The 22,475-nt window shown below is 59.4% G+C and carries 20 protein-coding genes; 17 read left to right on the forward strand and 3 right to left on the reverse strand.

Annotation, left to right across the window (positions count from 1 at the left end):
* Positions 1-295: 295 nt before the first annotated feature.
* The 5 genes from ileS to B0E33_RS06610 all read left to right on the forward strand — a co-directional run bounded on the left by ileS (position 296) and on the right by B0E33_RS06610 (position 7,600).
* On the forward strand, positions 296-3,256 hold the full coding sequence (gene ileS, locus B0E33_RS06590; RefSeq protein WP_077293168.1) for an isoleucine--tRNA ligase: 2,961 nt from the start codon (positions 296-298) through the stop codon (positions 3,254-3,256).
* A gap of 21 nt (positions 3,257-3,277) precedes the next feature.
* Entirely contained in the window at positions 3,278-3,811 is a 534-nt protein-coding gene (gene lspA / locus B0E33_RS06595) for a signal peptidase II (RefSeq protein ID WP_206051411.1), read from the forward strand.
* A gap of 114 nt (positions 3,812-3,925) precedes the next feature.
* Positions 3,926-4,597 (forward strand): hypothetical protein, encoded by a 672-nt coding sequence (locus B0E33_RS06600; RefSeq protein ID WP_023002063.1) that lies wholly within the window; start codon positions 3,926-3,928, stop codon positions 4,595-4,597.
* A 271-nt stretch (positions 4,598-4,868) separates the two neighbouring features.
* Complete coding sequence (locus B0E33_RS06605) at positions 4,869-6,269, forward strand: M16 family metallopeptidase (RefSeq protein ID WP_439126690.1); 1,401 nt, start codon at positions 4,869-4,871, stop codon at positions 6,267-6,269.
* 2 nt (positions 6,270-6,271) lie between these two features.
* A complete protein-coding gene (locus B0E33_RS06610) occupies positions 6,272-7,600 on the forward strand; it encodes a M16 family metallopeptidase (RefSeq protein WP_055657773.1) in 1,329 nt (442 codons plus the stop codon).
* 346 nt (positions 7,601-7,946) lie between these two features.
* Here B0E33_RS06610 and B0E33_RS06615 read toward each other — a convergent pair whose 3' ends face one another.
* A complete protein-coding gene (locus B0E33_RS06615; RefSeq protein ID WP_077290749.1) occupies positions 7,947-9,509 on the reverse strand; it encodes an EAL domain-containing protein in 1,563 nt (520 codons plus the stop codon).
* 376 nt (positions 9,510-9,885) lie between these two features.
* Between B0E33_RS06615 and B0E33_RS06620 the strand changes: the two genes are divergently transcribed.
* From B0E33_RS06620 to groL, 5 genes are all read left to right on the forward strand, one after another.
* Entirely contained in the window at positions 9,886-10,692 is an 807-nt protein-coding gene (locus tag B0E33_RS06620; RefSeq protein WP_077290750.1) for a hypothetical protein, read from the forward strand.
* 214 nt (positions 10,693-10,906) lie between these two features.
* Positions 10,907-12,397, forward strand: a complete 1,491-nt coding sequence (locus tag B0E33_RS06625) for a sigma-54-dependent transcriptional regulator (protein ID WP_055657767.1) — start codon at positions 10,907-10,909, stop codon at positions 12,395-12,397.
* Positions 12,398-12,578: 181 nt separating this feature from the next.
* A complete protein-coding gene (locus tag B0E33_RS06630) occupies positions 12,579-13,145 on the forward strand; it encodes a hypothetical protein (protein ID WP_077290751.1) in 567 nt (188 codons plus the stop codon).
* Positions 13,146-13,423: 278 nt separating this feature from the next.
* Complete coding sequence (gene groES / locus B0E33_RS06635) at positions 13,424-13,711, forward strand: co-chaperone GroES (RefSeq protein ID WP_006935644.1); 288 nt, start codon at positions 13,424-13,426, stop codon at positions 13,709-13,711.
* Positions 13,712-13,765: 54 nt separating this feature from the next.
* Positions 13,766-15,406, forward strand: a complete 1,641-nt coding sequence (gene groL, locus B0E33_RS06640; RefSeq protein WP_031269757.1) for a chaperonin GroEL — start codon at positions 13,766-13,768, stop codon at positions 15,404-15,406.
* Positions 15,407-15,535: 129 nt separating this feature from the next.
* On the opposite strand, the gene B0E33_RS30855 is transcribed toward groL, so the two are convergent.
* Positions 15,536-16,084 carry a hypothetical protein gene (locus B0E33_RS30855; protein ID WP_156912351.1) on the reverse strand — a complete coding sequence of 183 codons (549 nt, stop codon included), beginning with the start codon at positions 16,082-16,084 and terminating at the stop codon, positions 15,536-15,538.
* Positions 16,085-16,209: 125 nt separating this feature from the next.
* On the opposite strand from B0E33_RS30855, the gene B0E33_RS06645 reads away from it, so the two are divergent.
* The 3 genes from B0E33_RS06645 (at position 16,210) to B0E33_RS06655 (ending at position 18,188) form a co-directional block, all read left to right on the forward strand.
* The gene (locus B0E33_RS06645) at positions 16,210-17,001 is read left to right on the forward strand and encodes an isocitrate lyase/PEP mutase family protein (protein WP_077290752.1); all 792 of its coding nucleotides are present in this window, start codon (positions 16,210-16,212) and stop codon (positions 16,999-17,001) included.
* Between the two features lie 205 nt (positions 17,002-17,206).
* Positions 17,207-17,881 carry a YceI family protein gene (locus tag B0E33_RS06650; RefSeq protein ID WP_077290753.1) on the forward strand — a complete coding sequence of 225 codons (675 nt, stop codon included), beginning with the start codon at positions 17,207-17,209 and terminating at the stop codon, positions 17,879-17,881.
* Between the two features lie 103 nt (positions 17,882-17,984).
* Positions 17,985-18,188: a hypothetical protein gene (locus B0E33_RS06655; protein WP_023002073.1), complete on the forward strand. Its 204-nt coding sequence runs from the start codon at positions 17,985-17,987 to the stop codon at positions 18,186-18,188.
* 17 nt (positions 18,189-18,205) lie between these two features.
* On the opposite strand, the gene B0E33_RS06660 is transcribed toward B0E33_RS06655, so the two are convergent.
* On the reverse strand, positions 18,206-18,910 hold the full coding sequence (locus tag B0E33_RS06660) for a glutathione S-transferase N-terminal domain-containing protein (protein WP_023002074.1): 705 nt from the start codon (positions 18,908-18,910) through the stop codon (positions 18,206-18,208).
* A gap of 200 nt (positions 18,911-19,110) precedes the next feature.
* Between B0E33_RS06660 and B0E33_RS06665 the strand changes: the two genes are divergently transcribed.
* The 4 genes from B0E33_RS06665 (at position 19,111) to B0E33_RS06680 (ending at position 22,460) form a co-directional block, all read left to right on the forward strand.
* Entirely contained in the window at positions 19,111-19,323 is a 213-nt protein-coding gene (locus tag B0E33_RS06665) for a SlyX family protein (protein WP_023002075.1), read from the forward strand.
* Between the two features lie 142 nt (positions 19,324-19,465).
* Positions 19,466-20,479 carry an efflux RND transporter periplasmic adaptor subunit gene (locus B0E33_RS06670; protein WP_077290754.1) on the forward strand — a complete coding sequence of 338 codons (1,014 nt, stop codon included), beginning with the start codon at positions 19,466-19,468 and terminating at the stop codon, positions 20,477-20,479.
* Entirely contained in the window at positions 20,476-21,714 is a 1,239-nt protein-coding gene (locus tag B0E33_RS06675) for an ABC transporter permease (protein ID WP_062490308.1), read from the forward strand. Before B0E33_RS06670 ends, B0E33_RS06675 begins: the two co-directional genes overlap by 4 nt.
* The gene (locus B0E33_RS06680; protein WP_055657743.1) at positions 21,711-22,460 is read left to right on the forward strand and encodes an ABC transporter ATP-binding protein; all 750 of its coding nucleotides are present in this window, start codon (positions 21,711-21,713) and stop codon (positions 22,458-22,460) included. Before B0E33_RS06675 ends, B0E33_RS06680 begins: the two co-directional genes overlap by 4 nt.
* Positions 22,461-22,475: the final 15 nt, after the last annotated feature.

Genomic DNA, 22,475 nt, shown 5'->3' on the forward strand with positions numbered 1-22,475 from the left:
GATTTTCGGAAGTTGTACGTTTGCCGGACAGACAAACAACACAGGAATTGCCGGAACATCTTTATTCATCGCCGAAGTGCTGCTATGTCCCTTGCCATGCAACACAAGGCTCTCATAGTCGTCGCCAGACCGACGATCGCGATTACGCGAATTACTTGCCCGGCCTTCGGCTGACGCGGCAATGCGGCGCCAGGGACCGGGACTTCCTGATTTCATGTTGCTGCCCGAAACGGGCCGGCAATCATCCTGACATATGACGCGGGCCCAGGGCCCGAACGACCGGATCGACGTGACGATGACCGAGACAGATAAACGCGACTATTCCGAAACGCTGAACCTGCCGCAGACCGAATTCCCGATGCGCGCCGGCCTTCCCAAGAAAGAGCCGGAAATCCTCGCTCGCTGGGAGCAGATGAACGTCTACAAAAAGCTGCGCGAACAGGGCAAGGGCCGCAACAAGTTCGTGCTGCATGACGGACCTCCCTATGCCAACGGCAACATCCATATCGGCCATGCGCTGAACAAGACGCTGAAAGACATCGTCACGCGCTCCATGCAGATGACGGGCTTCGAGAGCAACTACGTTCCGGGCTGGGACTGCCACGGCCTGCCGATCGAATGGAAGATCGAGGAGCAGTACCGCGCCAAGGGCAAGAACAAGGACGAGGTGCCGATCAACGAATTCCGCCGCGAGTGCCGCGAATTCGCCGAGCACTGGATCGACGTCCAGCGCAAGGAGTTCAAGCGCCTCGGCATCGAGGGCGACTGGGACAATCCTTACCTGACGATGCGCTTCGAGAGCGAAGCCGTGATTGCCCGGGAACTGATGAAGTTCGCAACCTCCGGCCAGCTTTACCGCGGTTCCAAGCCGGTGATGTGGTCGGTGGTCGAAAAGACCGCGCTTGCCGAAGCCGAGATCGAGTATCAGGACTACCAGTCCGACATGATCTGGGTGAAGTTCCCGGTCGAAAGTGCCGGCGGACGCGATGAAGCGGCTGTCGAGGAACTGCTGGACGCTTCGGTCGTGATCTGGACGACCACGCCCTGGACCATCCCGGGCAACCGCGCCATCAGCTATTCCTCGCGCATCGACTACAGCCTCTACGAGGTTACACAGGACGGACTGCCGGACGACAACTGGGTGCAGAAGGGCGACAAGCTGATCCTGGCGGATGCCCTTGCCGACGAAGTGTTCAAGAACGCCCGTATCACCGATTTTGCGCGTGTCCGGTCCGTCAGCAACGACGAGCTGGAAACACTGACCTGTGCTCATCCGCTGGCCGGACTCGACCTCGGCGGTTACGAATTCGACGTGCCGCTGCTGGACGGTGACCATGTCACCGACGATGCCGGTACCGGCTTCGTGCACACGGCACCAGGCCACGGCACGGACGACTTTGAAATCTGGATGACCAAACGGGCCGATCTGGAAGCACGCGGCATCAACACCGCGATCCCCTTCACTGTTGCCGATGACGGCTTCTACACCAAGGATGCCCCTGGCTTCGAAGGTTGCGAAGTCATCACGCACAAGGGCGAGAAGGGCAAGGCCAACAAGGCCGTGATCGAAAAGCTGAAGGAAAGCGGCAACCTGATCGGCCTCGGCCGGTTGAAGCATTCCTATCCGCATTCCTGGCGTTCCAAGAAGCCGGTGATCTTCCGCAACACGCCGCAGTGGTTCGTCTACATGGACAAGCAGCTGTCCGGCGAAGGCGACACGCTGCGCACGCGGGCACTGAACGCCATCGACGAGACACGCTTCGTGCCGGGTGCCGGCCAGAACCGTCTTCGCTCCATGATCGAGAACCGGCCGGACTGGGTCCTGTCGCGCCAGCGCGCCTGGGGTGTGCCGATCACCGTGTTCATCCACAAGGAAACTTCTGAAGTCCTGAAGGACGAAAACGTCAACAAGCGCATCTTCGATGCCTTCGTGGCGGAGGGTGCCGACGCCTGGTTTGCGGATGGCGCCAAGGAGCGTTTCCTGGGCAACGACTACAAGGCAGACGAGTGGGACATGGTCCGTGACATCCTGGATGTCTGGTTCGACAGTGGGTCCACACATGCGTTCGTTCTGGAACAGCGCGAAGATCTCGCCCCCAAGCGCAAGACCGACGGCGGCAAGGACTATGTCCTTTACCTTGAAGGCTCCGACCAGCATCGCGGCTGGTTCCATTCCTCACTGCTGGAAAGCTGCGGCACACGCGGTCATGCACCTTACGACGCCGTTCTGACACATGGCTTCACCATGGCAGAAGACGGCCGCAAGATGTCAAAGTCTCTCGGCAACCAGGTGTTCCCGCAGGACGTCATCAAGCAGTACGGCGCCGACATCCTGCGCCTGTGGGTGGCCTCCACCGACTATTGGGAAGACCAGCGCCTCGGGCCGGAGATCATCAAGACCAGCGTCGACAGCTACCGGAAGCTGCGCAATACGCTGCGCTGGATGCTGGGCTCACTTGGCCATGCCACCGGCGAAGAAGTCGCGCTGGCCGACATGCCTGAGCTGGAGCGGCTGATGCTGCACAGGCTGGTCGAACTCGACAAGATGATCCGTGAAGCCTACTGGGAGTTCGACTACAAGAAGGTCTTCCACCAGTTGTTCACTTTCATGACGGTGGAACTGTCGGCCTTCTATTTCGACATTCGCAAGGACGCGCTTTATTGCGATGCGGCTTCGTCCGTGCGCCGCAAGTCGTCGCTTTTCGTGATCGAGAAGCTGTTCGATTGCCTGGTGACCTGGCTCGCACCGATGATGCCGTTCACCATGGACGAAACCTGGACCTCCCGTTACGGCGAGGATGCCTGCGTTCACCTGGAGCAGTTCCCGACTGTTCCGGCCGAATGGCGTGACGATGCGCTTGCCGCCAAGTGGGCGAAGATCAAGACGGTTCGCCGCGTGATCACCGGCGCGCTGGAAATCGAGCGCCGTGAAAAGCGGATCGGCTCCTCGCTGGAAGCTCACCCGGTCGTGCATGTCACCGATGCGGAACTGATGGACGCGCTCAAGGGCAAGGACATGGCGGACATCGCCATCACCAGCCAGTTGACGCTCAGCAGCGAACCGGCACCGGAAGGCGCGTTCACGCTCGGCGACACCAAGGGTGTGGCTGTCGTGCCCGGCCTTGCCGAGGGTACCAAATGCGCCCGCTCGTGGAAGATCCTGCCGGAAGTCGGCTCCGATCCGGATTATCCGGATGTGACCCTGCGCGATGCTGCCGCCCTGCGTGAATGGGACGCTGCCCATGCCGCAGCCTGAGCGGCAGGGTTCCCGGTCACGATGACGCAACAGGATTCATCTTCCAACAATACGAAACGGCCCCTTCTCTGGGGCCGTTTCAGCACCTTTGTGCTTCTGATCGCGCTTGTCGGCGTTGTCATCGACCAGGGCAGCAAGCTCTGGCTGGTTTACGGCTTTGATCTTGCCCGCAACGGGCCGGTCGACCTTTTGCCGGTTCTCGAGATCGTTGTGGTCTGGAACCGGGGTATTTCCTATGGCCTGTTCCAGCAGAACAGCGACCTGGGCCGCTGGCTTCTGGCCGGTGTGACGATTGCAGTCACGATTGGCCTGTGGGTCTGGTCGGCGCGTTGCCAGTCACGCCTGGTTGCCCTTGCCCTGGCGCTGGTCATTGGCGGGGCGATCGGAAACGGGATCGACAGACTGACCTATGGCGCCGTCGTCGACTTCGTCCATTTCCACGTCGGCACGTTCTCCTGGTACGTGTTCAACCTGGCAGATGTGTGGATCGTTGCGGGCGTCGTCGGTCTCCTGTATGACAGTTTCCGAGATGGTCCTAATTCAGCCGCAAAATAATGGTTTAGGCTGGACAACGACTGATCGCGGGCGGAGTGCTGCCGGCTGTTTTTTATGAGAAATCGAGGGGTCTGCGCAGTGCGGACGTTAGTTGGGTTTGTAAAGAATTCTGCAGTGCTGGTGCTTTTGGCCGGTTTGGCCGCATGCCAGGCAGCGGATGGCACGAGCCAGGCACCGGATGTCGCCCTTGTCGACACCGTGATGAAAGGCCTTGGCGCCGTCGATCCGAATGAAAAGCAGATCGAGTACAAACCTCGCGGACCGCTGGCCATGCCCGCAGAGCCGACGAACCTTCCCGAACCGGAAACCAATGTTGCCGGTGTGAACGATCAGAACTGGCCGAAGCAGCGTGAAAACGAACAGCTGACCGAGCTGAAGCAGCTTTATGCCAGCTCCGGCAAGACCGGCAGCATGAACAGCGAAGCGCTGACCCCGGAACAGATGCGCGGCTTCAAGATTACCGGTGTTACCGGTCAGAATCGCGATCTCGACGCAGAGCGCCGCTTCAACGAGATCACCGAAGGCGGCAAGCTGACACGTGAAGAGCAGCGGGCCGAATGGGAGCGCCTGCAGCAGTTGCGGTCCCAGCAGGCAGGTATCGAGCAGAACGGCCTGTCCGCACGCCGCTACCTGACCGATCCGCCCACCGGCTACAGCACGCCTTCTCCGGATGCACCGATGCCGGAAGTGGTGAAGAAAAAGCGCAAGCCGACGAATTACGACGAGTACGACTCCAAGCCGCTCGATCCGCGTTGCCTGGAAGGCGACCAGAACTTCTGTAACTGATCTCTTCAGTGACCGGACTTCAGGGTCCGAAAGGCAGATGACAAAATTGTAACGGGACCTCCGGACCGCACCTCCTATATGGAGGATAGGTCCGGAGGTCTTTTTTGTTGGCCACCATGAAATTGCCCGGCTTTGCGCTTTTCCCGCAACTGGTTGAAGCGCATGCTGTTCGAACGACAAAGAACGGGAGTTGCACGTGAACCCATCGTCCTCGAAGCACGACAAGACATCCCCCGTAAGGCGGTTGAAGCGCTCCATCGGCCTTGTGCTGATGCCTGCGCTCCTGCTGGGCGGCGGCATGGCCCTTGTGCCGGGAAGTGCCTTTTCCGCGCCGGCAACGGCAGGGAACCTGATGATTGCGCCGAACCTTGAAAGCTTCACGCTGGATAACGGTTTGCAGGTCGTGGTCATCCCGGACCGCCGGGCGCCGGTTGTCACCCACATGATCTGGTACAAGGTCGGTTCCGCCGATGAACCGGAAGGTCAGTCTGGTGTTGCGCATTTTCTCGAACATTTGATGTTCAAGGGTACTCACGACCATCCCAACGGAGAATTCTCCAAGATGGTTGCCGATCGTGGTGGCCAGGAAAACGCCTTCACCAGCACCGACTACACTGCCTATTTCCAGAAAGTCGCCAAGCAGCATCTGCCGCTCATGATGAAGCTGGAAGCCGACCGGATGGAGAACCTGGTTCTGAGCAACGAAGTCGTGACGCCGGAACGGGACGTGGTTCTGGAAGAGCGGCGCATGCGGGTCGACAGTGAACCCGGTTCCCGGCTGCAGGAGGCGCTGAATTCCATTACCTTCGTCAACCACCCCTACGGCTCACCCGTCATCGGCTGGCAGAGCGAAATCGAAGCGCTCAACAAGGAAGCTGCGATCGCCTTCTACGACCGGTTCTACACGCCCAACAACGCGGTGGTGGTAATTGCCGGAGATGTGGACGTTGATGCGGTTCGCAAGCTTGCGCAGGAAACCTACGGCAAGGTTGCCCGGCGCGCAGAGCCTGGAGAACGCCTCCGGCCGGCCGAACCGCCGCTTGCGGGTGAAAGACGCATTGCCGTTTCCGATCCGCGGGTGCGCCAGGAGTCCCTGTCGCAAATATGGATCGTGCCGAGCCAGACCACCGGCGAAGGCCGCACGCCCGAGGCGCTGGACATACTATCGTATATTCTGGGCGAAGGGCCCTCCAGCCGCCTGCACAAGGCACTGGTTCTCGACCAGGAAGCCGCCCTCAGCGCCGGCGCCTATTATCAGGGCAGCGCCCTTGATAACGGCCGCTTCGGTCTCTACGCCGTGCCGCGCCCCGGTTACACGCTGGAAGACATGGAACGGCTGATAGCGACCGAACTTCAGAAACTGCTCGAGACCGGCGTCACGGAAGAAGAAGTCGAACGCGCCCGAAACAGCATGGTCGCCAGCGCGATCTACGCCCAGGACAGCCAATCCGGCCTGGCACGCCTTTTCGGCGGTGCCCTGACAACTGGGCAAACGATCGAAAACGTCCAGACCTGGCCTTCGCAGGTACAGGCTGTCACCCCTGAAGATGTCCTGGATGCGGCCCGCACCTATCTCGCCGGCCTCCCCGTGGTCGGAGAGTTGCGCATGGAACCGCCCGTCGTGCCCGATGCCGCCCAATCCGATGCGCCCCAGACGAAGGACAAGTCCTGATCATGGCACACACCCTCTTCTCCCTGCGCGGTCCGGTCTCCGCCCTCGCTTTGTCGCTTGTCGCCCTGCTTGGCCTGATGAGGCTGGCGCAGGCCGTCGAGATCCAGGAAGTCACCAGCCCCAAAGGCATCACAGCCTGGCTGGTAGAAGACCATACCGTGCCTATCATTGCGCTCGATTTTTCCTTCGATGGCGGCTCCGCGCAGGACCCTGTCGGAAAGGAAGGCCTGACGCGCCTGCTCGCAGCGACTCTGGACGAAGGCGCGGGTGAAATGGATTCCGAGACCTTCCAGGCCAAGCTGGAAGAACTTGCCATCAGCATCAACTTCAGCACCGGCAAGGACCGGTTCTACGGCAGCTTGCGGACCCTGACGCCGACCCTTGACGAGGCCAGTGACCTTCTGGCCCTCGCCGTGAACGAGCCGCGCTTCGACGAAGCCCCGGTGGAGCGGATGAAGGCCCAGCTGTCGCAAAGGGCGAGACGCAACGAAAGCGATCCGGATGCGATTGCCGGAAGAGCCCTTGCCGAAGCTATGTTCGGTGATCACCCCTACGCCCGGCCAACGCTTGGCACCGCCGAAACACTGGCCGGCCTGAACGCGGATGACCTTGCAAACCAGAAGGGCAAGCTTCTCGCCCGCAAGGGGCTGATCATCGGTGTCGTCGGTGCGATCGATGCTGAAACCCTCGCCGGAATTCTCGATAAGGTCTTTGCTCCTCTGCAGGAGGAAGGACAGCTGGTGCAGATTGCCGATTTCGAACCGGAGTTCGGAACCGGGGTAAACCAGCAGCTGGCGGTACCGCAAACCACGATCCTGCTCGGTCTTCCCGGACTGACACGTGACGATCCGGACTATCAGGCCGCCTTTGTGATGAACCACATTCTGGGTGGCGGCACCTTCACCTCCTGGATGTATGAAGAAGTGCGGGAAAAGCGCGGGCTTTCCTATGGCGCCGGCACATCTCTTTCTCCTTACGCACACACGGGTCTTCTGATCGCCAATGCAGCGACCAAGGCGGACCGGGCGGACGAGACGGTGAAGATCATGTTGGAACAGATCAGTCGCATGGCCGAGACCGGACCGAGCGAAGACGAATTGCAGTCTGCCAAACAGTATCTGACCGGCTCTTACCCTCTGCGCTTCGACAGTTCCGGCAAGATTGCCCGGCAGTTGGTCGCTCTGCAGAATGCGGAACTGGGGATCGACTATTTCGACCGCCGCAACAGCGAGATCGAGGCTATTTCACTGGACGACGTCAAACGGGTGGCCAAGCGCCTGCTGGCCGACAAGGCTCCGACAGTAGTGACCGTCGGCCCGAAGCAGGGGTAAACCCCAAACCGACAACGACACTGCCTCAATGACAAACGCCCCGGCTCAAACCGGGGCGTTTTTGATTTTGCCTGCGAGACTGAAGTGCGATCATCACTGTTCGAGCCTGGGACCAGCCTTCAAGGCAGAAAACGTGCATTCGAGACAGGCATTGCGATCCGCTTGTCCGGAGTGACACAGGGGGCTCCAGGCCGGCACTCGAATAAGGCGAGCGGGAAAAACCCTTAAGCCGCCTGCTTTTGCCATATGGCGGCAGACCACTGTCATGGGCTGCTCCGCCGGCTCACGGCGGCTGAAATGTCGAAGCAGATTATCGTTTCGGGAACGCGGAAGCGCCTTGCGCGGATCAACCGGCGGCGGAGCGTCTCGGGCCGGGTGCAGGTGCGCCCTGCAGCACTTCCGCACGCACCGGGCGCGGCGGCGAGAACAGGTTGCCCTGAGCGAGCTTGACGTCGTAGTCGAGCAACTCCAGCACCTGGGATTCCGTTTCCACATGATCAGTGATCAGCTGCATGCCATAGCGATGAAGCAGGTCACCGAAATCGGACGGATGGATGTGGCCGTGTTTGGCTTCGCGGCGCCCGATAAGATAGTCGGCGTGCAGCTTGCCGTATTTGAAACCCCGGCCCGCCAGGGAGTTGAAGTCCATCTTCATGTCCGCGATCTGGTCGACGGAGAAGCGGAACCCGGCTTCGAACAGCGAACTCAGGCTTTCCAGTTCCATCCCGCCCATGTGGGCGACATCGTCCTGGGAGAATTCGAACACAAGCACATCGGCCAGATCCTGGTTCGCCTTCACGAATTCCAGGAAGCCGGGGAAGAAGGTTTCGTCAACCAGCGACTGCGACGAGATATTGCAGAACAGGATGGCATTGCGATTGCGCGAGGTCAGGCGGCGCACGACCTGGATGGAGCGGAACAGCAGCAGATTGTCGATCCGGGCTATCTGGCCCGAGAGAACCGCTTCCGGAATAAAAGCCGATGCTTCGATCAGATTGCCACCGTTGTCACGCAGGCGGGTGAAGGCTTCATAGTACTTCACCTGGCGCTGCGGCAGTGTCACGATCGGCTGCAGGTGGAGCTCCACCCGGTTGGCATTGAGTGCCGACGTGATCAGTTCTCGCATGGCCATGTTCGGCTTCGGCTTTTCGGCCGGCATCGCGGTACGTGCGGCAAGGCGCTGGTCGGGTTCATCCGGCAGTTCGAATGCGTAATCCTGCTGCTGGTGGACCGGCTGTTCCTTTACCGGAACATGACCCAGCTTATCCTCGAGACGTGGTGCGTGCACACCATAGCGTCGATCGAAATCGTTCATGTCCCGGCGCGGTGCAGCCGCTGGTGCATAGGGCTCATGCATGCCGTTGTCCGCTTCATGAGAAAAGGACGCCGGGGCGTGCTGCTGGCGCTGCGGGGCTTGCGCAGGCTGCTGAACCGGAGGCCAGTTCTGCGGCGCCTGATAGGTGGACCGGCGTTCTTCCTGGTAGGTCTCCTGCGGCTGCTGATAACGTGGCAGGCTTGGCATCTGCGGCGGCGGCGCGATGGCCTGCTGGTCCTCGACCCTCGCTTCAAGGTCGGACATGGCCTCGGCCATCTGCTTGACCAAGGTGCCCAGAACTTCAACTTCAGCAAACAAAGGGTCGATTTCGGCGCGAGTACGGCGCGGCATGGTGTGTTCCATGCCCGTGAGCCTGCCTTCGAGATTGCCGACATCCTCGTCCAGATCCGCCATGCGCTCTTCAAGACGGTCGACCGCTTCACTCACCGCGCCGCGGTCGCGTGCACGACCGATCAGCAGGTGGATCAGGATCATGGTGCACATGAGCGCAAGCGACAGGGAAACAGCTTCGCCGAACGGCCGTCCGAACTGGAAGACCAGAACTGTCGCAGACGACAGCGCGATCACGGCCATGCAAATTGCTACGAATATGGTCCCTGTCCGCCCCATGGTATTCGAAAGTTCCAACGCGAATCAAAAGTTACTGGTTAATCATGCCTTAAGAACCATGCGTGGCCGAATCTACAACCGCCTTGCAGTATGGAATCCGTGACTTGTCCCCGACTATGGTTGATGCGTCACGGTATTTCGGCGTTTTTCGCTCCTCACGCAGCGTTCACAGTGTCTCAAACAGCTCACAACCACAAGTCTCCCACTCACCCGCTGGCCGCACCTGGCAATGACGTCCCCATGACTTTTTGACCGTTGCATTCGGTAGTACTTCGTCTAAATTTACGTAAGGGAAGCTACTTCACGGCGGATCAGTCAACAGGTCTAGCAGGGGGCTGATATGCATGCAGCCGAACAAACGACATATCGGGCACCGCGCGACAATGCGCCGGATGCGAAGATAGACCAGCCTGCCAAGGACCGCCCCGCACCCGAGGCCTCAACTTCTCTCAAGTCAGGTGAAGCGGCGGCCCCGAACACCGTCCAGGAGCAGCTTCCCTGCGAGGAGCAGATCAAGGCTGCGCTCATCAACACCCTGAAAAGCTCCGAATTCCAGTCCGCGCCCCAGCTGCGCGCCTTCCTGGGGTTTGTCGTGCATGCCACGCTGAACAGACAACAGGAAAAGATCAAAGGCTATACGATCGCGGTCGAAGCGCTCGGGCGGCCGGAAGACTTCAATCCGGTGACGGACCCTATCGTACGTGTCGAGGCCGCCCGGCTGCGGCGCAGGTTAGAGAAGTACTATGCCGGGTCCGGTGCAAACGACCCGGTGCGCATCACCATTCCCAAAGGCAGCTACGCGCCGGAGTTTCAACCGGCGCAGGCCGGGTCGTTTCCGGATTGTGCAACAGACCTTGCCGCCAAAGACGTGCCAGACGGGGAATTGGCCGGTAAACACTTCGCGCCGGAAACGATGGCTCATCCGCACCTCGAAACAGGTGGGGTGTCGGGAACCGTGGACGAGCATGATGCCTTCCGGCCGCCTGCACGCGCCTTGCGCACCGGAACCAACGCACCGGGTAAAACCGGCCTTCCGGAAGTCTTCCGAAAGCTGCAACGCGCATTGGCACATCCCGTTGACCTTTGGCTGGTGTTCGCCCTCTGCCTTGCCAGTTTCCTGGCAGGATACCTTTCGGCCGGCCTTTGATTTCTCAGGTCTGACCGGTCTTCGGCATATCCACCACACCCCGCCTGAGCTGGAATATTTTGCTCACTTCGGCCCTTTTCTGTGCCGAAAGCGAAGATCGCCTGCAATTTGCGTCATCTGACAACGCTTTGTTTACCCTGTTCGGAGAATTATCAAATTGACGAATCTTTCGATATTCGAATGACCCGTATCCAGCGATGGGAGTTACCCAGCAATGGGGAGTAATGAGGGCAAAGAGCTGCCTGTTATAGTACGCGTACTTGACGCAACGGCCTCCGAGGCTGCCCGCACCTCTGCGGTCTGCGCCAAGCTGTCTCATGCCTGTACGGACCCCATCCTGTACACGGAATCCTCGTCCTGCCTGCAGGACCTTGCAGACAAGACCACCGACATTCTGATCATCGATCTGGAAACCATCGGTGGCGACGAAGCCCTGGAAGCCTATGCGGTCCGCTGTCCCAAGGCGGTCATCATCGCGGTTTCGGCCAAGGGGTCTGTCTCGCGGGCCGTCAGCGCAATGCGCGCCGGAGCCCATGATTTCCTGACCAAGCCCTTCTCGCTCGATGCGCTTGCGTCCAAGATTTCCTTCCAGCTGAAACAAAGAAGGCCCGTTCAACCGGTTGCTCCCGCAGCACCGCAGAGTGTCCAGCCTGTCGTTTCAATGCCGGAGCTATCAGCACCTCCGCTTCGCGCTGCACACATCAGGACCGAAAGCTCCGGAACGAACCGCCTGGTGGGCACCTCCGCCCAGATGCGCGACATCCACGACCAGATCGGTCGCATGGCGCCCTCGCAAGCTCCGGTCTTCATTACCGGAGAGTCCGGAACGGGCAAGGAACTGTGCGCCGCTGCGGTTCACGAATTATCCGAGCGCCGGTCCAACCGTTTCGTCACCTTGAACTGCGCGGCGATTCCGCGAGACCTCATTGAAAGCGAGATCTTCGGATATGTGCGCGGCGCCTTTACCGGAGCTGCAGACAACCGTGCGGGCGCGGCCGAACAGGCCGATGGCGGCACGCTGTTCCTGGACGAGATCGGCGAGATGGACCTTCTCCTGCAGAGCAAGCTGTTGCGCTTCTTGCAGACGGGGACCTTCCAGCGCCTCGGTGACACACATACCCGCAAGGTGGACGCGCGCATCATCTGCGCCACAAACCGGAACCCGGTTCAGGAAATATCCGCCGGCCGCTTCCGCGAAGACCTTTACTACCGGCTGCACGTGCTGCCGATCCACATGCCGCCTCTCAGAGAGCGCCGCGACGATATCCTGCCGCTCGCCGAAACCTTCCTTGAACGCTATTCGGCGGAAGAACGGCGCGGTTTCAGAGGATTTGATGCGGACGCGGAAGCGCGGATCATTTCCTATCCCTGGCCGGGCAACGTTCGCCAGCTTGAGAACACCATCCGGCAGATCGTTGTCATGAATGACGGTGCCGCTGTCACCTACGACATGCTGCCGCTGATCATTCGCGACCAGAGCAGCCGGCCGGGCACCTTGATCGACCTGTCCCGCGAGCGATCGCGCGTGGCGCCGCCAAGCCGGCCGTTCGGAACCATCGAGCCGCTTTGGGCCCAGGAGCGGCGTATCATCGAAGACGCTCTTGATGCCTTTGACGGCAACATCGCCATGGCGGCAGCAGCCCTTGAGATCAGCCCTTCCACTATCTACCGCAAGCGCCAGTCCTGGACAGCCCGCAGCATGTAAATGCCCGGACCGGCGACACGTTAACCGCAATCGGGTTTTCTACTTTCGCGGATAACGAGTAGAGTACAGCTAAATCCGGCGTTTACCGCGCCGCACACATTGCCTTGTTTAATCGGACAAGTCGGTTTATATCGGCAAAATCGCTGAAAACGACAAGATTTAAAGGCGTGCGGGGATATAGATGATGCTGGTGGGAAAATGTGCTTTTCGGCAGACGCTGTCTGCTGTTCTGATTGCAACCGGACTGTCTGCTGGACAGCTGTCCGCGCAGGCCCAATCCCCCGCCAGTCCTCCAGAAGCTTTCCAGAACGCACTTGCCGCCTATGACCAGGCATGGGCGGCTGCCGGTCTTTCGTTCACGGCCGCAACGTTCGCTTCCAGCCCGAGCACCGGATATGGCCAGTATACGCCGCGCGCTGATGCGACGTTCGCCGATGGTGAAGCGCTGTCTGTCTACGCGGAACCGGTCGGTTACGGCTTTCAGGAAACCGCAGGTGGTTATGCCTATGAGCTGACCGCGGACTACAGGCTGCTGACCAAATCCGGCCAGGTTCTGGCCGAACAGGAGAACTTCGCGACCTTTTCCGGCAGCGGCCGGTCCAAGCAGCGTGAACTTTCCGCGGCCCTCACGTTTCAGTTCAGCGGCCTGCCGGCCGGCGACTACCAGCTGGAAACGAGCTTCACCGACGAAATCGGCGGCAAAACGAGCGCCTTTACACTGCCTTTCAGCGTTTCCGGCGCGAATTGAGCCGGGCTCGCTGACACCGTAACAGCGACGCCATAATTCCGCCTCCCCGGTCTGTTGACTACCCCATAGGCGCAACGCGACCGATTGCGATTAAATTCTCGTCACAAAGCATTGACAAGCTGAGCACAGCTACATAAATCCATGGCGCTGTTAGCACTCGCTGTTAAGGAGTGCTAATTGGTGACGGGAGGCAATTTCCTTCCGTGCAACGCAACCCAATGTTCATGTCTCGCGCGCTGCCTATTGCGTGGGGCGCGCTCATGAGAGGAAACAGTGTTATGGCATTTCGTCCACTGCACGACCGTGTCGTCGTTCGCCGCGTAGATTCTGAAGCAAAGACTGCTGGCGGCATCATCATTCCGGACACCGCTAAGGAAAAGCCGCAGGAAGGCGAAATCATCGCCATCGGCACCGGCGCCCGCAAGGACAACGGCGAGATCGTTCCGCTCGACGTCAAGGCTGGTGACCGCGTTCTGTTCGGCAAGTGGTCCGGCACCGAAGTCAAGATCGACGGTGAAGACCTCCTGATCATGAAGGAATCCGACATCATGGGCGTGATCGCGTAACCAGCCGCGAACCGCTTCTGATTTCAACCTGTTCCAAAAGAGTGAGACGATCACATGTCTGCTAAAGAAGTAAAATTCTCCTCCGACGCACGTGAGCGCATGCTGCGTGGTGTCGACACCCTCGCAAACGCCGTCAAGGTGACCCTCGGCCCGAAAGGCCGTAACGTCGTTCTCGACAAGGCTTTCGGCGCACCGCGCATCACCAAGGACGGTGTGTCTGTTGCCAAGGAAATCGAACTGGAAGACAAGTTCGAAAACATGGGCGCCCAGATGGTGCGCGAAGTGGCTTCCAAGACCAACGACATCGCTGGCGACGGCACCACCACCGCGACCGTTCTGGCTCAGGCCATCGTCAAGGAAGGCGCCAAGGCTGTTGCAGCCGGCATGAACCCGATGGACCTGAAGCGCGGCGTTGATCTTGCTGCTGCTGAAGCCGTCAAGGCTCTGACCGCTGCTTCCAAGACCATCACCACCTCTGGTGAAGTTGCACAGGTCGGCACGATCTCCGCTAACGGCGACGAGCAGGTCGGCAAGGACATTGCCGAAGCCATGCAAAAAGTCGGCAACGAAGGCGTGATCACCGTCGAGGAAGCAAAGTCCCTCGAAACCGAACTCGAAGTCGTTGAAGGCATGCAGTTCGACCGCGGCTACCTGTCTCCTTACTTCGTCACCAATGCTGACAAGATGATGGCTGACCTGGAAAAGCCGTACATCCTGCTGCACGAGAAGAAGCTTTCCAACCTGCAGGCCATGCTGCCGATCCTGGAAGCTGTTGTTCAGTCTTCCCGTCCGCTGTTGATCATTGCTGAAGACGTTGAAGGCGAAGCACTTGCTACCCTCGTCGTCAACAAGCTGCGTGGCGGCCTGAAGATTGCTGCTGTCAAGGCTCCGGGCTTCGGCGACCGCCGCAAGGCCATGCTGGAAGACATCGCGATCCTGACCGGCGGCACCGTTATCTCCGAAGATCTCGGCATCAAGCTGGAGAACGTGACCCTCGACATGCTCGGCACCGCCGAGAAGGTGTCCATCACCAAGGAAAACACCACCATCGTTGACGGTGCTGGCTCCAAGGACGACATCAACGGCCGCGTTTCCCAGATCAAGGCTCAGATCGAAGAAACCACTTCCGATTACGACCGTGAGAAGCTCCAGGAGCGTCTTGCAAAGCTCGCAGGCGGCGTTGCCGTTATCCGCGTTGGCGGTGCGACCGAAATCGAAGTGAAAGAGAAAAAAGACCGCGTCGACGACGCTCTGAACGCAACCCGCGCTGCCGTTGAAGAAGGCATCGTCCCGGGTGGCGGTACCGCTCTGCTGCGCGCCAAGAAGGCAGTCGAAGGCCTGGCCTCCGACAACGCCGACATCGCAGCTGGTATCAAGATCGTCCTGCGCGCTCTGGAAGCTCCGATCCGTCAGATCGCTGAAAACGCTGGTGTCGAAGGCTCCATCGTTGTTGGCAAGATCCAGGAAAACGACGATCCGTCCTTCGGCTTCAACGCTCAGACCGAACAGTTCGTCAACATGATCGAAGCTGGCATCATCGACCCGACCAAGGTTGTCCGTACTGCTCTGCAGGACGCAGCTTCCGTCGCTGGTCTGCTGATCACCACCGAAGCCATGGTTGCTGAACTGCCGAAGAAAGACGCTCCGGCAATGCCGGGCGGCGACATGGGCGGCATGGGCGGCATGGGCTTCTAAGAAGCCCAAAGCTCACAAGCTTTGCAGAAAGGGCGGTCTTCGGACCGCCCTTTTTTCTTGGCCGCCCATCATCTCATGCTTGTGCCGCCTCGCGGCACGGGCTTCTAAGAACCTCATAGCGTCAACGATTCAGCTTGCTGCGAACGCGGCCATCCGGACTCCGCAAACGATCATCAGCAAAAGTCCGGCTATGACAGAAATCACTCCAACCGCAATTGCGTGAAGCCATTGGCTTGCCGCTTTCGACAAGTAAAAAGCATCGTGATTACCCCGGACAGGACCCAAAGGCGACCTTGGTGACTGTTTCCAACCATTTGTCTTCAGACTAATTTTGGTGACCGGAAAATCCGTCCGATCGAACCTTGATCCGGACTGGATAGCAAGTTGGTCGGCAAAACCTGAATTTTCGTAGACAGGAATTATATCGGGCGCTGGATAGTTTTCGCTGACGCCGGCACCTAATGCTTTCAGGCCGAAACCGGAAAGTAAAAACGATATCAATACAAATCGTCTTACCTGCCGCAGAATACGGTAGACATATTTTTTGCTCTTACTTGAGTGGCCGTTCGCTGCCGCTTCCCCCAAATATGCCCCCTTACAAAGCCCGTTCCTCAATACAAATGTTGAAGGAATCGAGCCAGCTAAACCATAGGTGTAGATTTCCTGGCTCGAATTCAATCGGAAGTGCAAGATTTCAGATTTAGAACGACCTTCCGTTCAACCAAGCGGCGCACTTGCCCTTCTTGCTACCTCTGTGTTTTCATATCGGTCCAAGATAGCCCTGCTCTTCGCGCATCCTTCAAATGTCCAGCCCAGCCAATGTCTTTCGAGAACTGCACGAGACCGGGTGCTTTATCGTGCCCAATCCGTGGGATGCCGTATCCGCCAGGCTGTTGGTGCACTGCGGCTTCAAGGCACTGGCCACCACGTCGTCGGGATATGCCTTCACGACAGGCCGGCGCGATAGTTCCCGGCAAATTTCCGGACAGGAAGCAATCGACCACGCATCGGCATTGTCCCGTGCAACTGGCCTTCCCGTCACGCTGGACGGAGAAGACTGTTTTGCAGACACACCGGAAGGTGTCGCGGAGACGGTCGCACGTGCCGTGAAAGCCGGGCTTGCCGGCATCTCTATAGAAGACCGGGACACGTCCAATCCCGGTCACATAAGACCATATTCCGAAGCTCTCGAGCGCGTTCACGCCGCTGTCTTGGAGGCCCGGAAATCCGGGATCGTGCTGACGGCTCGCGCCGATGGTCTTGGCAAGGGAGCCTATGATCTTGATGAGGTTCTTCGCCGTCTGTCCGCTTTTGCCGAAGCAGGGGCAGACGTCGTCTACGCCCCGGGCCTACCTGATCTTGAAGCCATACGGACGGTCTGCGCATCGGTACCTGTTCCGGTCAACCATGTCATCGGGCAAGGTGCAACGGGCCTGTCCTTCGACCAACTCGCAGACGCTGGCGTGCGGCGGATCAGTCTTGGCGGATCATTTACCCGCGCGGCCCTCAATGCGATCAATACACTGGGTCAAACCATCGCCGCGGGAGATTTTACCAGCCTTGATGCTGCTCCCGCCTGGTCAAGGCTTTGTTAGATGCCAAAGCCCAACACCCGCCTCGCCCGGCGACAGATCAGGGCCGCGAGATTGACAACATACCAACTGGTCGGTATCTTTTGATTGCCTGGTGGCCGATCGGCAAGACCACTGGCTATGGCCACATGTAATTCAGCCACGGCTGCACCTGAAATCGGCCTGAACACACCGCTGTTTCCAACTACCGGTCAATAGAGGAACCACTATGCCACTGTCCCCGGGACTTCGTTTTCTGTCTGTACTTTGCGGTGTCGCAGCGGTGCTGTTGCCATCACGTGCTGCAAATGCAGGTGACGCCGCGACAGCTCTACCGGCAGGCGGTTACAAGATCGACAAATTCCATTCGACGCTCGTCTTCCGGGCAAATCACCTCGGCTTTTCGTACTACAGCGCATCCTTTGCTGACTTTGACGCCGCGCTGGAACTCGATCCCGCTGATCCGGCCAACGCCAGCCTGAGCGTCGACATAAACGTCGCATCCCTGCATCTGACAGCAACGCCACCCGATGGCTTTCGAGACATGCTGCTTGGCCCGGACTGGCTGAATGCAGGAGATCACCCGAAGATCACCTATCGATCGACCAGCATTGAACTGACCGGCGCTGAAACTGCCGTCGTGACAGGCGACCTGTCATTCAGGGGAGAAACGCGGCCAGTTGAGCTCGACGTGCGTTTCAACGGCGGTTATCCGGGCCTGGCGGTTTACGACCCACAGGCTCGGATCGGATTTTCCGCAACAGGTACGCTGAGAAGGTCCGATTTCGGCATGTCCTACGGACTTCCGCCAGAAGGCTCCAACCTCGGGGTGGGGGATGATGTTGAGTTCGTTATCGAAACGGAGTTCAGCGGCCCACCACTGAAAGAGGCTGAAGCGCAGTAGTCCGGTCAGCATCCGTTCTTCATGCGTGACCGTTTCACACGGTTTTCGGAACCTTAGCCGCCTCTGACGGTTTTCTTCCTAGAATTGAACCATGGAGGGACCGATGGCACAGAGTATGCGACAGACTGCGTCAGACCAGTATGAGAATGCCGATCAACTCAACAGGACGATCGCCCAGGATGCCCAGACCGATCAGGAACTGGAATCCCAGGTTCCCCCGGTTTCCAGATATGGCACCATCTGGCGGGTCGCAGCGGTGATCATCCTGCTGCTGGCATTGCTGACTTCGGTCGTCTTCCTGGCCTGATCAACACCGTTTCACGTTTAGTCGCGCGAGGGAATGTTGACCGCCTTCTGGCTTGCCGGACGGCTCATGCAGGTGTCGACCCAGCGAACCACATTGGTGTGGGACGCGAAGTCGGTCACCTCGCCGGCCTCGTAGAAGCCGTTGAGATTTCGCGCCCAGGGCCAGCAGGCCATGTCTGCAACGGTATAGTCACTCCCCATGATGAAATCGCGCCCATCCAGCTGCCGGTCCAGAACGCCAAGCAGGCGTTTCGTCTCGTCCCGGTATCGCTCGAAGGGCCGACGGTCTTCATAGTCCCGGCCCGCGAACTTGTGGAAGAAGCCCAACTGACCCGCCATCGGGCCAAATCCACCCATCTGCCACATCAGCCACTGCAGCGTTTCGGCGCGCCTTGCCGGCTCCTGCGGCAGGAACTTGCCCGACTTTTCCGCCAGATAAATCAGGATCGCGCCGGATTCCCACAAAGGCAGCGGCTCGCCGCCTGGGCCGTGCGGATCGATGATTGCCGGGATCTTGTTGTTCGGATTGAGCGACAGGAATTCCGGGCTCAACTGGTCATTGCTGCCGAAATCGACCACATGCGGCTCATATGGCAGGCCCGTTTCTTCCAGCATCGCCGAAACCTTGATGCCGTTGGGCGTCGGCAGCGAATAGAGCTGAATACGGTCAGCGTGTTTGGCAGGCCATTTGCGGGAGATCTCGAAGTCAGACAGATCGGTCATGTAGCCCTCGTTGGGGATTGCAGGTCCCGACCCCTGTCAGGATTACGCATAGATATAGCGCAGCTTCGCGCGGCGCAAACTCACAGTCCGCTAACAATGAGAGTTGGTGTTTCCCTGCCGCCGCAATATACCTGCCTCGACAGACATCGGGCGGGTGCCGAAAGAAGCCACATAGCCCCAGGACGACGCAGGAGACACCCATGGCGGACGACAAAGAAGCGCGAATTGAGAAGCTCGAGATCGATCTCGCCCATGCGCTCAACACCATTGATGAACTGAATACGGTCGTCTTCGATCAGGGACGCCAGCTTGACAGGCTCAACCGGCTCGTCACCAACATGACAGACCAGGTCACGGAACTGATGGAGAACGTTCTGCCCGGCCACCAGATTGAAAAGCCGCCGCATTACTGATCTTCGACGAGGGCGTCACCTGATCGCGCTCTTGAGGCACACGTCTGGCCAGCCTTTGCGCGCTGGCATCCTCGTTTGATCCAGGCCATGGCGTTCCTCGCTCGAAACGTTATTGTGGCGGCAGATCCGGCAAGGGTGTGCCATGCGCTTTTTAAAACTTTTGATATTTGTTCTGCTGATCGCGGGAGCCGTCGCGGGCTCACTTTGGTGGTTCAAGAAACCGCCGGAAGTGCAGACCGTGATGCCGACGACCGGGCGGGCGGCCGAAGTGGTCTATGCCACCGCAGTCGTTGAACCCGTCCGATGGGCGAAGGTTACCAGCATCATCCGCGAGCGGATCGTCTCGCTGTGCGGCTGCGAGGGTGACCAGGTCCAGAAAGGCGACCAGCTGGCGGAACTGGACAGCGGCGATGCCCGTGCGACGCTTGCCGAACTGGAAGCCCGCCAGGAGCTGGCACAATCCGACAAGGAACGTGCGCTGCAACTGCTGGAACGCCGCGTCGTCAGCCAGCAGGTTTACGACAAGGCCCAGAACGAACTGATCCGCATCAACGCCATCACCGCGGCCCAGAAGGAACGGCTGCGCGACTATGTCATCGTGGCGCCCATGGACGGCATGGTTCTGAGGGCGGACGGGTCGGTGGGGGAAGTTGCCGAACCCGGTGAAATTCTCTTCTGGATCGGTCAGCCTTCTCCCCTTCAACTGGTGGCGGAAGTCAACGAGGAGGACATTCCCAAGGTCGCCAAGGGTCACAAGGCCCTGATCCGTGCAGATGCCTTTCCAGGCAAGGAACTGACGGCGGAAGTTGCCAGCATCACTCCGAAAGGCGATCCGGTGCTGAAGAACTACCGGGTCTATCTCGATCTCCCGGAAGACACGCCGCTGCGCATCGGCATGACTGCCGAGATCAATATCGTCACCTCGGAGAAGGACGACGCGCTGCTTCTGCCGACCGCGGCCTTCGACGGCTCGAAACTGCTGACGCTGGATGGGGATAACAAAATCGTTCTGCTGGAGGTCGAAACCGGGATCAAGGGCACCCGCGCCACGGAAGTGCTGAAGGGGATCACCGGAGATAACCGGGTCGTCTTTCCCTATAACCCGGATCTGGCAGAAGGACAGAAGGTCAGGCCGGTTCCCGGAGACAGCAAATAATGCTTCTCCTGCGCATCGCCTCCACCCACATTCGCAACCGCTTGCGCCAGACCATTGTCTCAACGCTTGGCGTTGCACTTGGTGTCGGATTTTCGGTGGCGATGGCGAGCCTCATGGAAGGGTCTCAGCGGGATTTTACCGCAACACTGATCGACGCCATTCCCCATGTGGAGATCCTGGACGAGCAACGCGCACCGGCGGAACAACCGGCCAGTGCAGTCTATGACGCTGTCACCTATCATGGTCTCAGACCGAAGGAAGACCTTCGCGGCATCCGAAATCCGACCGAAGCGCTTGCCTCGCTGCGCGACTGGGTGAACGGATCGATGGCGCAGCGTCTGAGCGGCCAGGCGGTGCTGCGCTATGCCGGACAGGACATCGGCATGACCCTGGTTGGTGTGGAACCCAAGCGCGAACTGACCGTCTCCAAGATCGGCGAGGATATGCGCCAGGGCTCCTTCGAGGACCTGGACACGACGTCAAATGGCCTCGTTGTCGGCGACAAGGCCGCGGAACGGCTGGGGGCGGACCTGGGCGATACCGTGACCCTGACATCCGCAAACGGTGTCGCCAAGCGCTTCAAGATCGTCGGCCTGTTCCACAGCGGCATCACCACCAGCGACGAAGGGCTTGCCTATGCGCCGTTGAAAGCCGTGCAGATCCTTCTGGAAAAACCGGACGTCATCAATTCGATCGCAATCCACCTAAATTCCATCGCCGAAGCCAACGCGGTTGCCGCACGGGCCGAGCGGCAGCTCGGCTACAAGGCGGTTTCCTGGGAAGAGGCCAACGAGGGGCTGATGGAGGCCTTCTTCGTACGCAACGTGATCATGTACACGGTTGTCGGGGCCATTCTGGTGGTAGCCGGCTTCGGCATCTTCAACATCGTCTCGACGATCGTGCACGAAAAGGCGCGTGATATCGCGATCCTGAAGTCACTGGGATTTCCGGAAGTCGATATTCAGCAGATCTTCGTGCTTGAAGGGCTGGTGATCGGTATCCTAGGCGCTATTGCAGGTTCGGCGCTCGGCTTCGGACTGTCGAGCTATCTCGCGTCGGTCAAATTCGAATTTACCCAGGACGTGGAGATGACCCACCTGCCGATCTATTTTTCCGCCCTGCACTACATCATAGCCTGCCTGTTGGCGCTGTTTTCATCCGGGATCGCCGGCTACATTCCCGCCAGGAAAGCCGCCCGGCTCAATCCTGTCGACATTATCCGAGGGGCGACATGACCCCTTCCCCGGAAAAACAGACGGCTCCCGGCCACGTTCTGCTGGAAGCGAGCAACCTCACCCGCATCCTGCCGGCCATCGTGCCGGTGACACTGGTACAGGATGTCAGCTTTCAGGTTGGCGAGGCCGAGTTCGTTGCCATTACCGGTCCGTCCGGTTCCGGCAAATCATCGCTTCTGTATCTGCTTGGCCTTCTGGACAGGCCGACGTCCGGCGAGGTCCGGATAGACGGCCTTCCCACCCATGCGCTGACATCTGCCGAAATGGCGCATCTTCGCCTGGAAAAACTCGGCTTCGTCTTCCAGTTTCACTTCCTGCTGCCGGAATTTACCGCACTGGAAAACGTGATGATCCCGATGCAGCGGCTCGGCAAACGCAGCCCCAAGGCCCAACTCGACCATGCGACGGAGCTTCTGGCGGCGCTGGGTCTGGAAGAGTTTCTTCACCGCCGGCCGGAGCAATTGTCCGGCGGCCAGCGACAGCGCGTCGCTGTCGCCCGAGCACTTGCCAATTCACCGCAGTTGATCCTTGCTGATGAACCGACCGGCAGTCTCGACAGTGTATCGACGGAACAGGTGTTTGAAAGTCTTCAGGCCATTGTGAAGACCGAAAGGACCACCGTCGTCGCCGTTACCCATGATATCGATCTCGCCGACAGGATGGACCGGCGTATCCACCTGGTCGACGGCCGCATCGATTACGACCGGCACCACCAAAGGGAAGAAGCACCCGGCTTGGGCGCTTAATTTTCGGCCTAAGTA

It is taken from the genome of Roseibium algicola (assembly GCF_001999245.1).
Taxonomy (GTDB): Bacteria; Pseudomonadota; Alphaproteobacteria; order Rhizobiales; family Stappiaceae; genus Roseibium; species Roseibium algicola.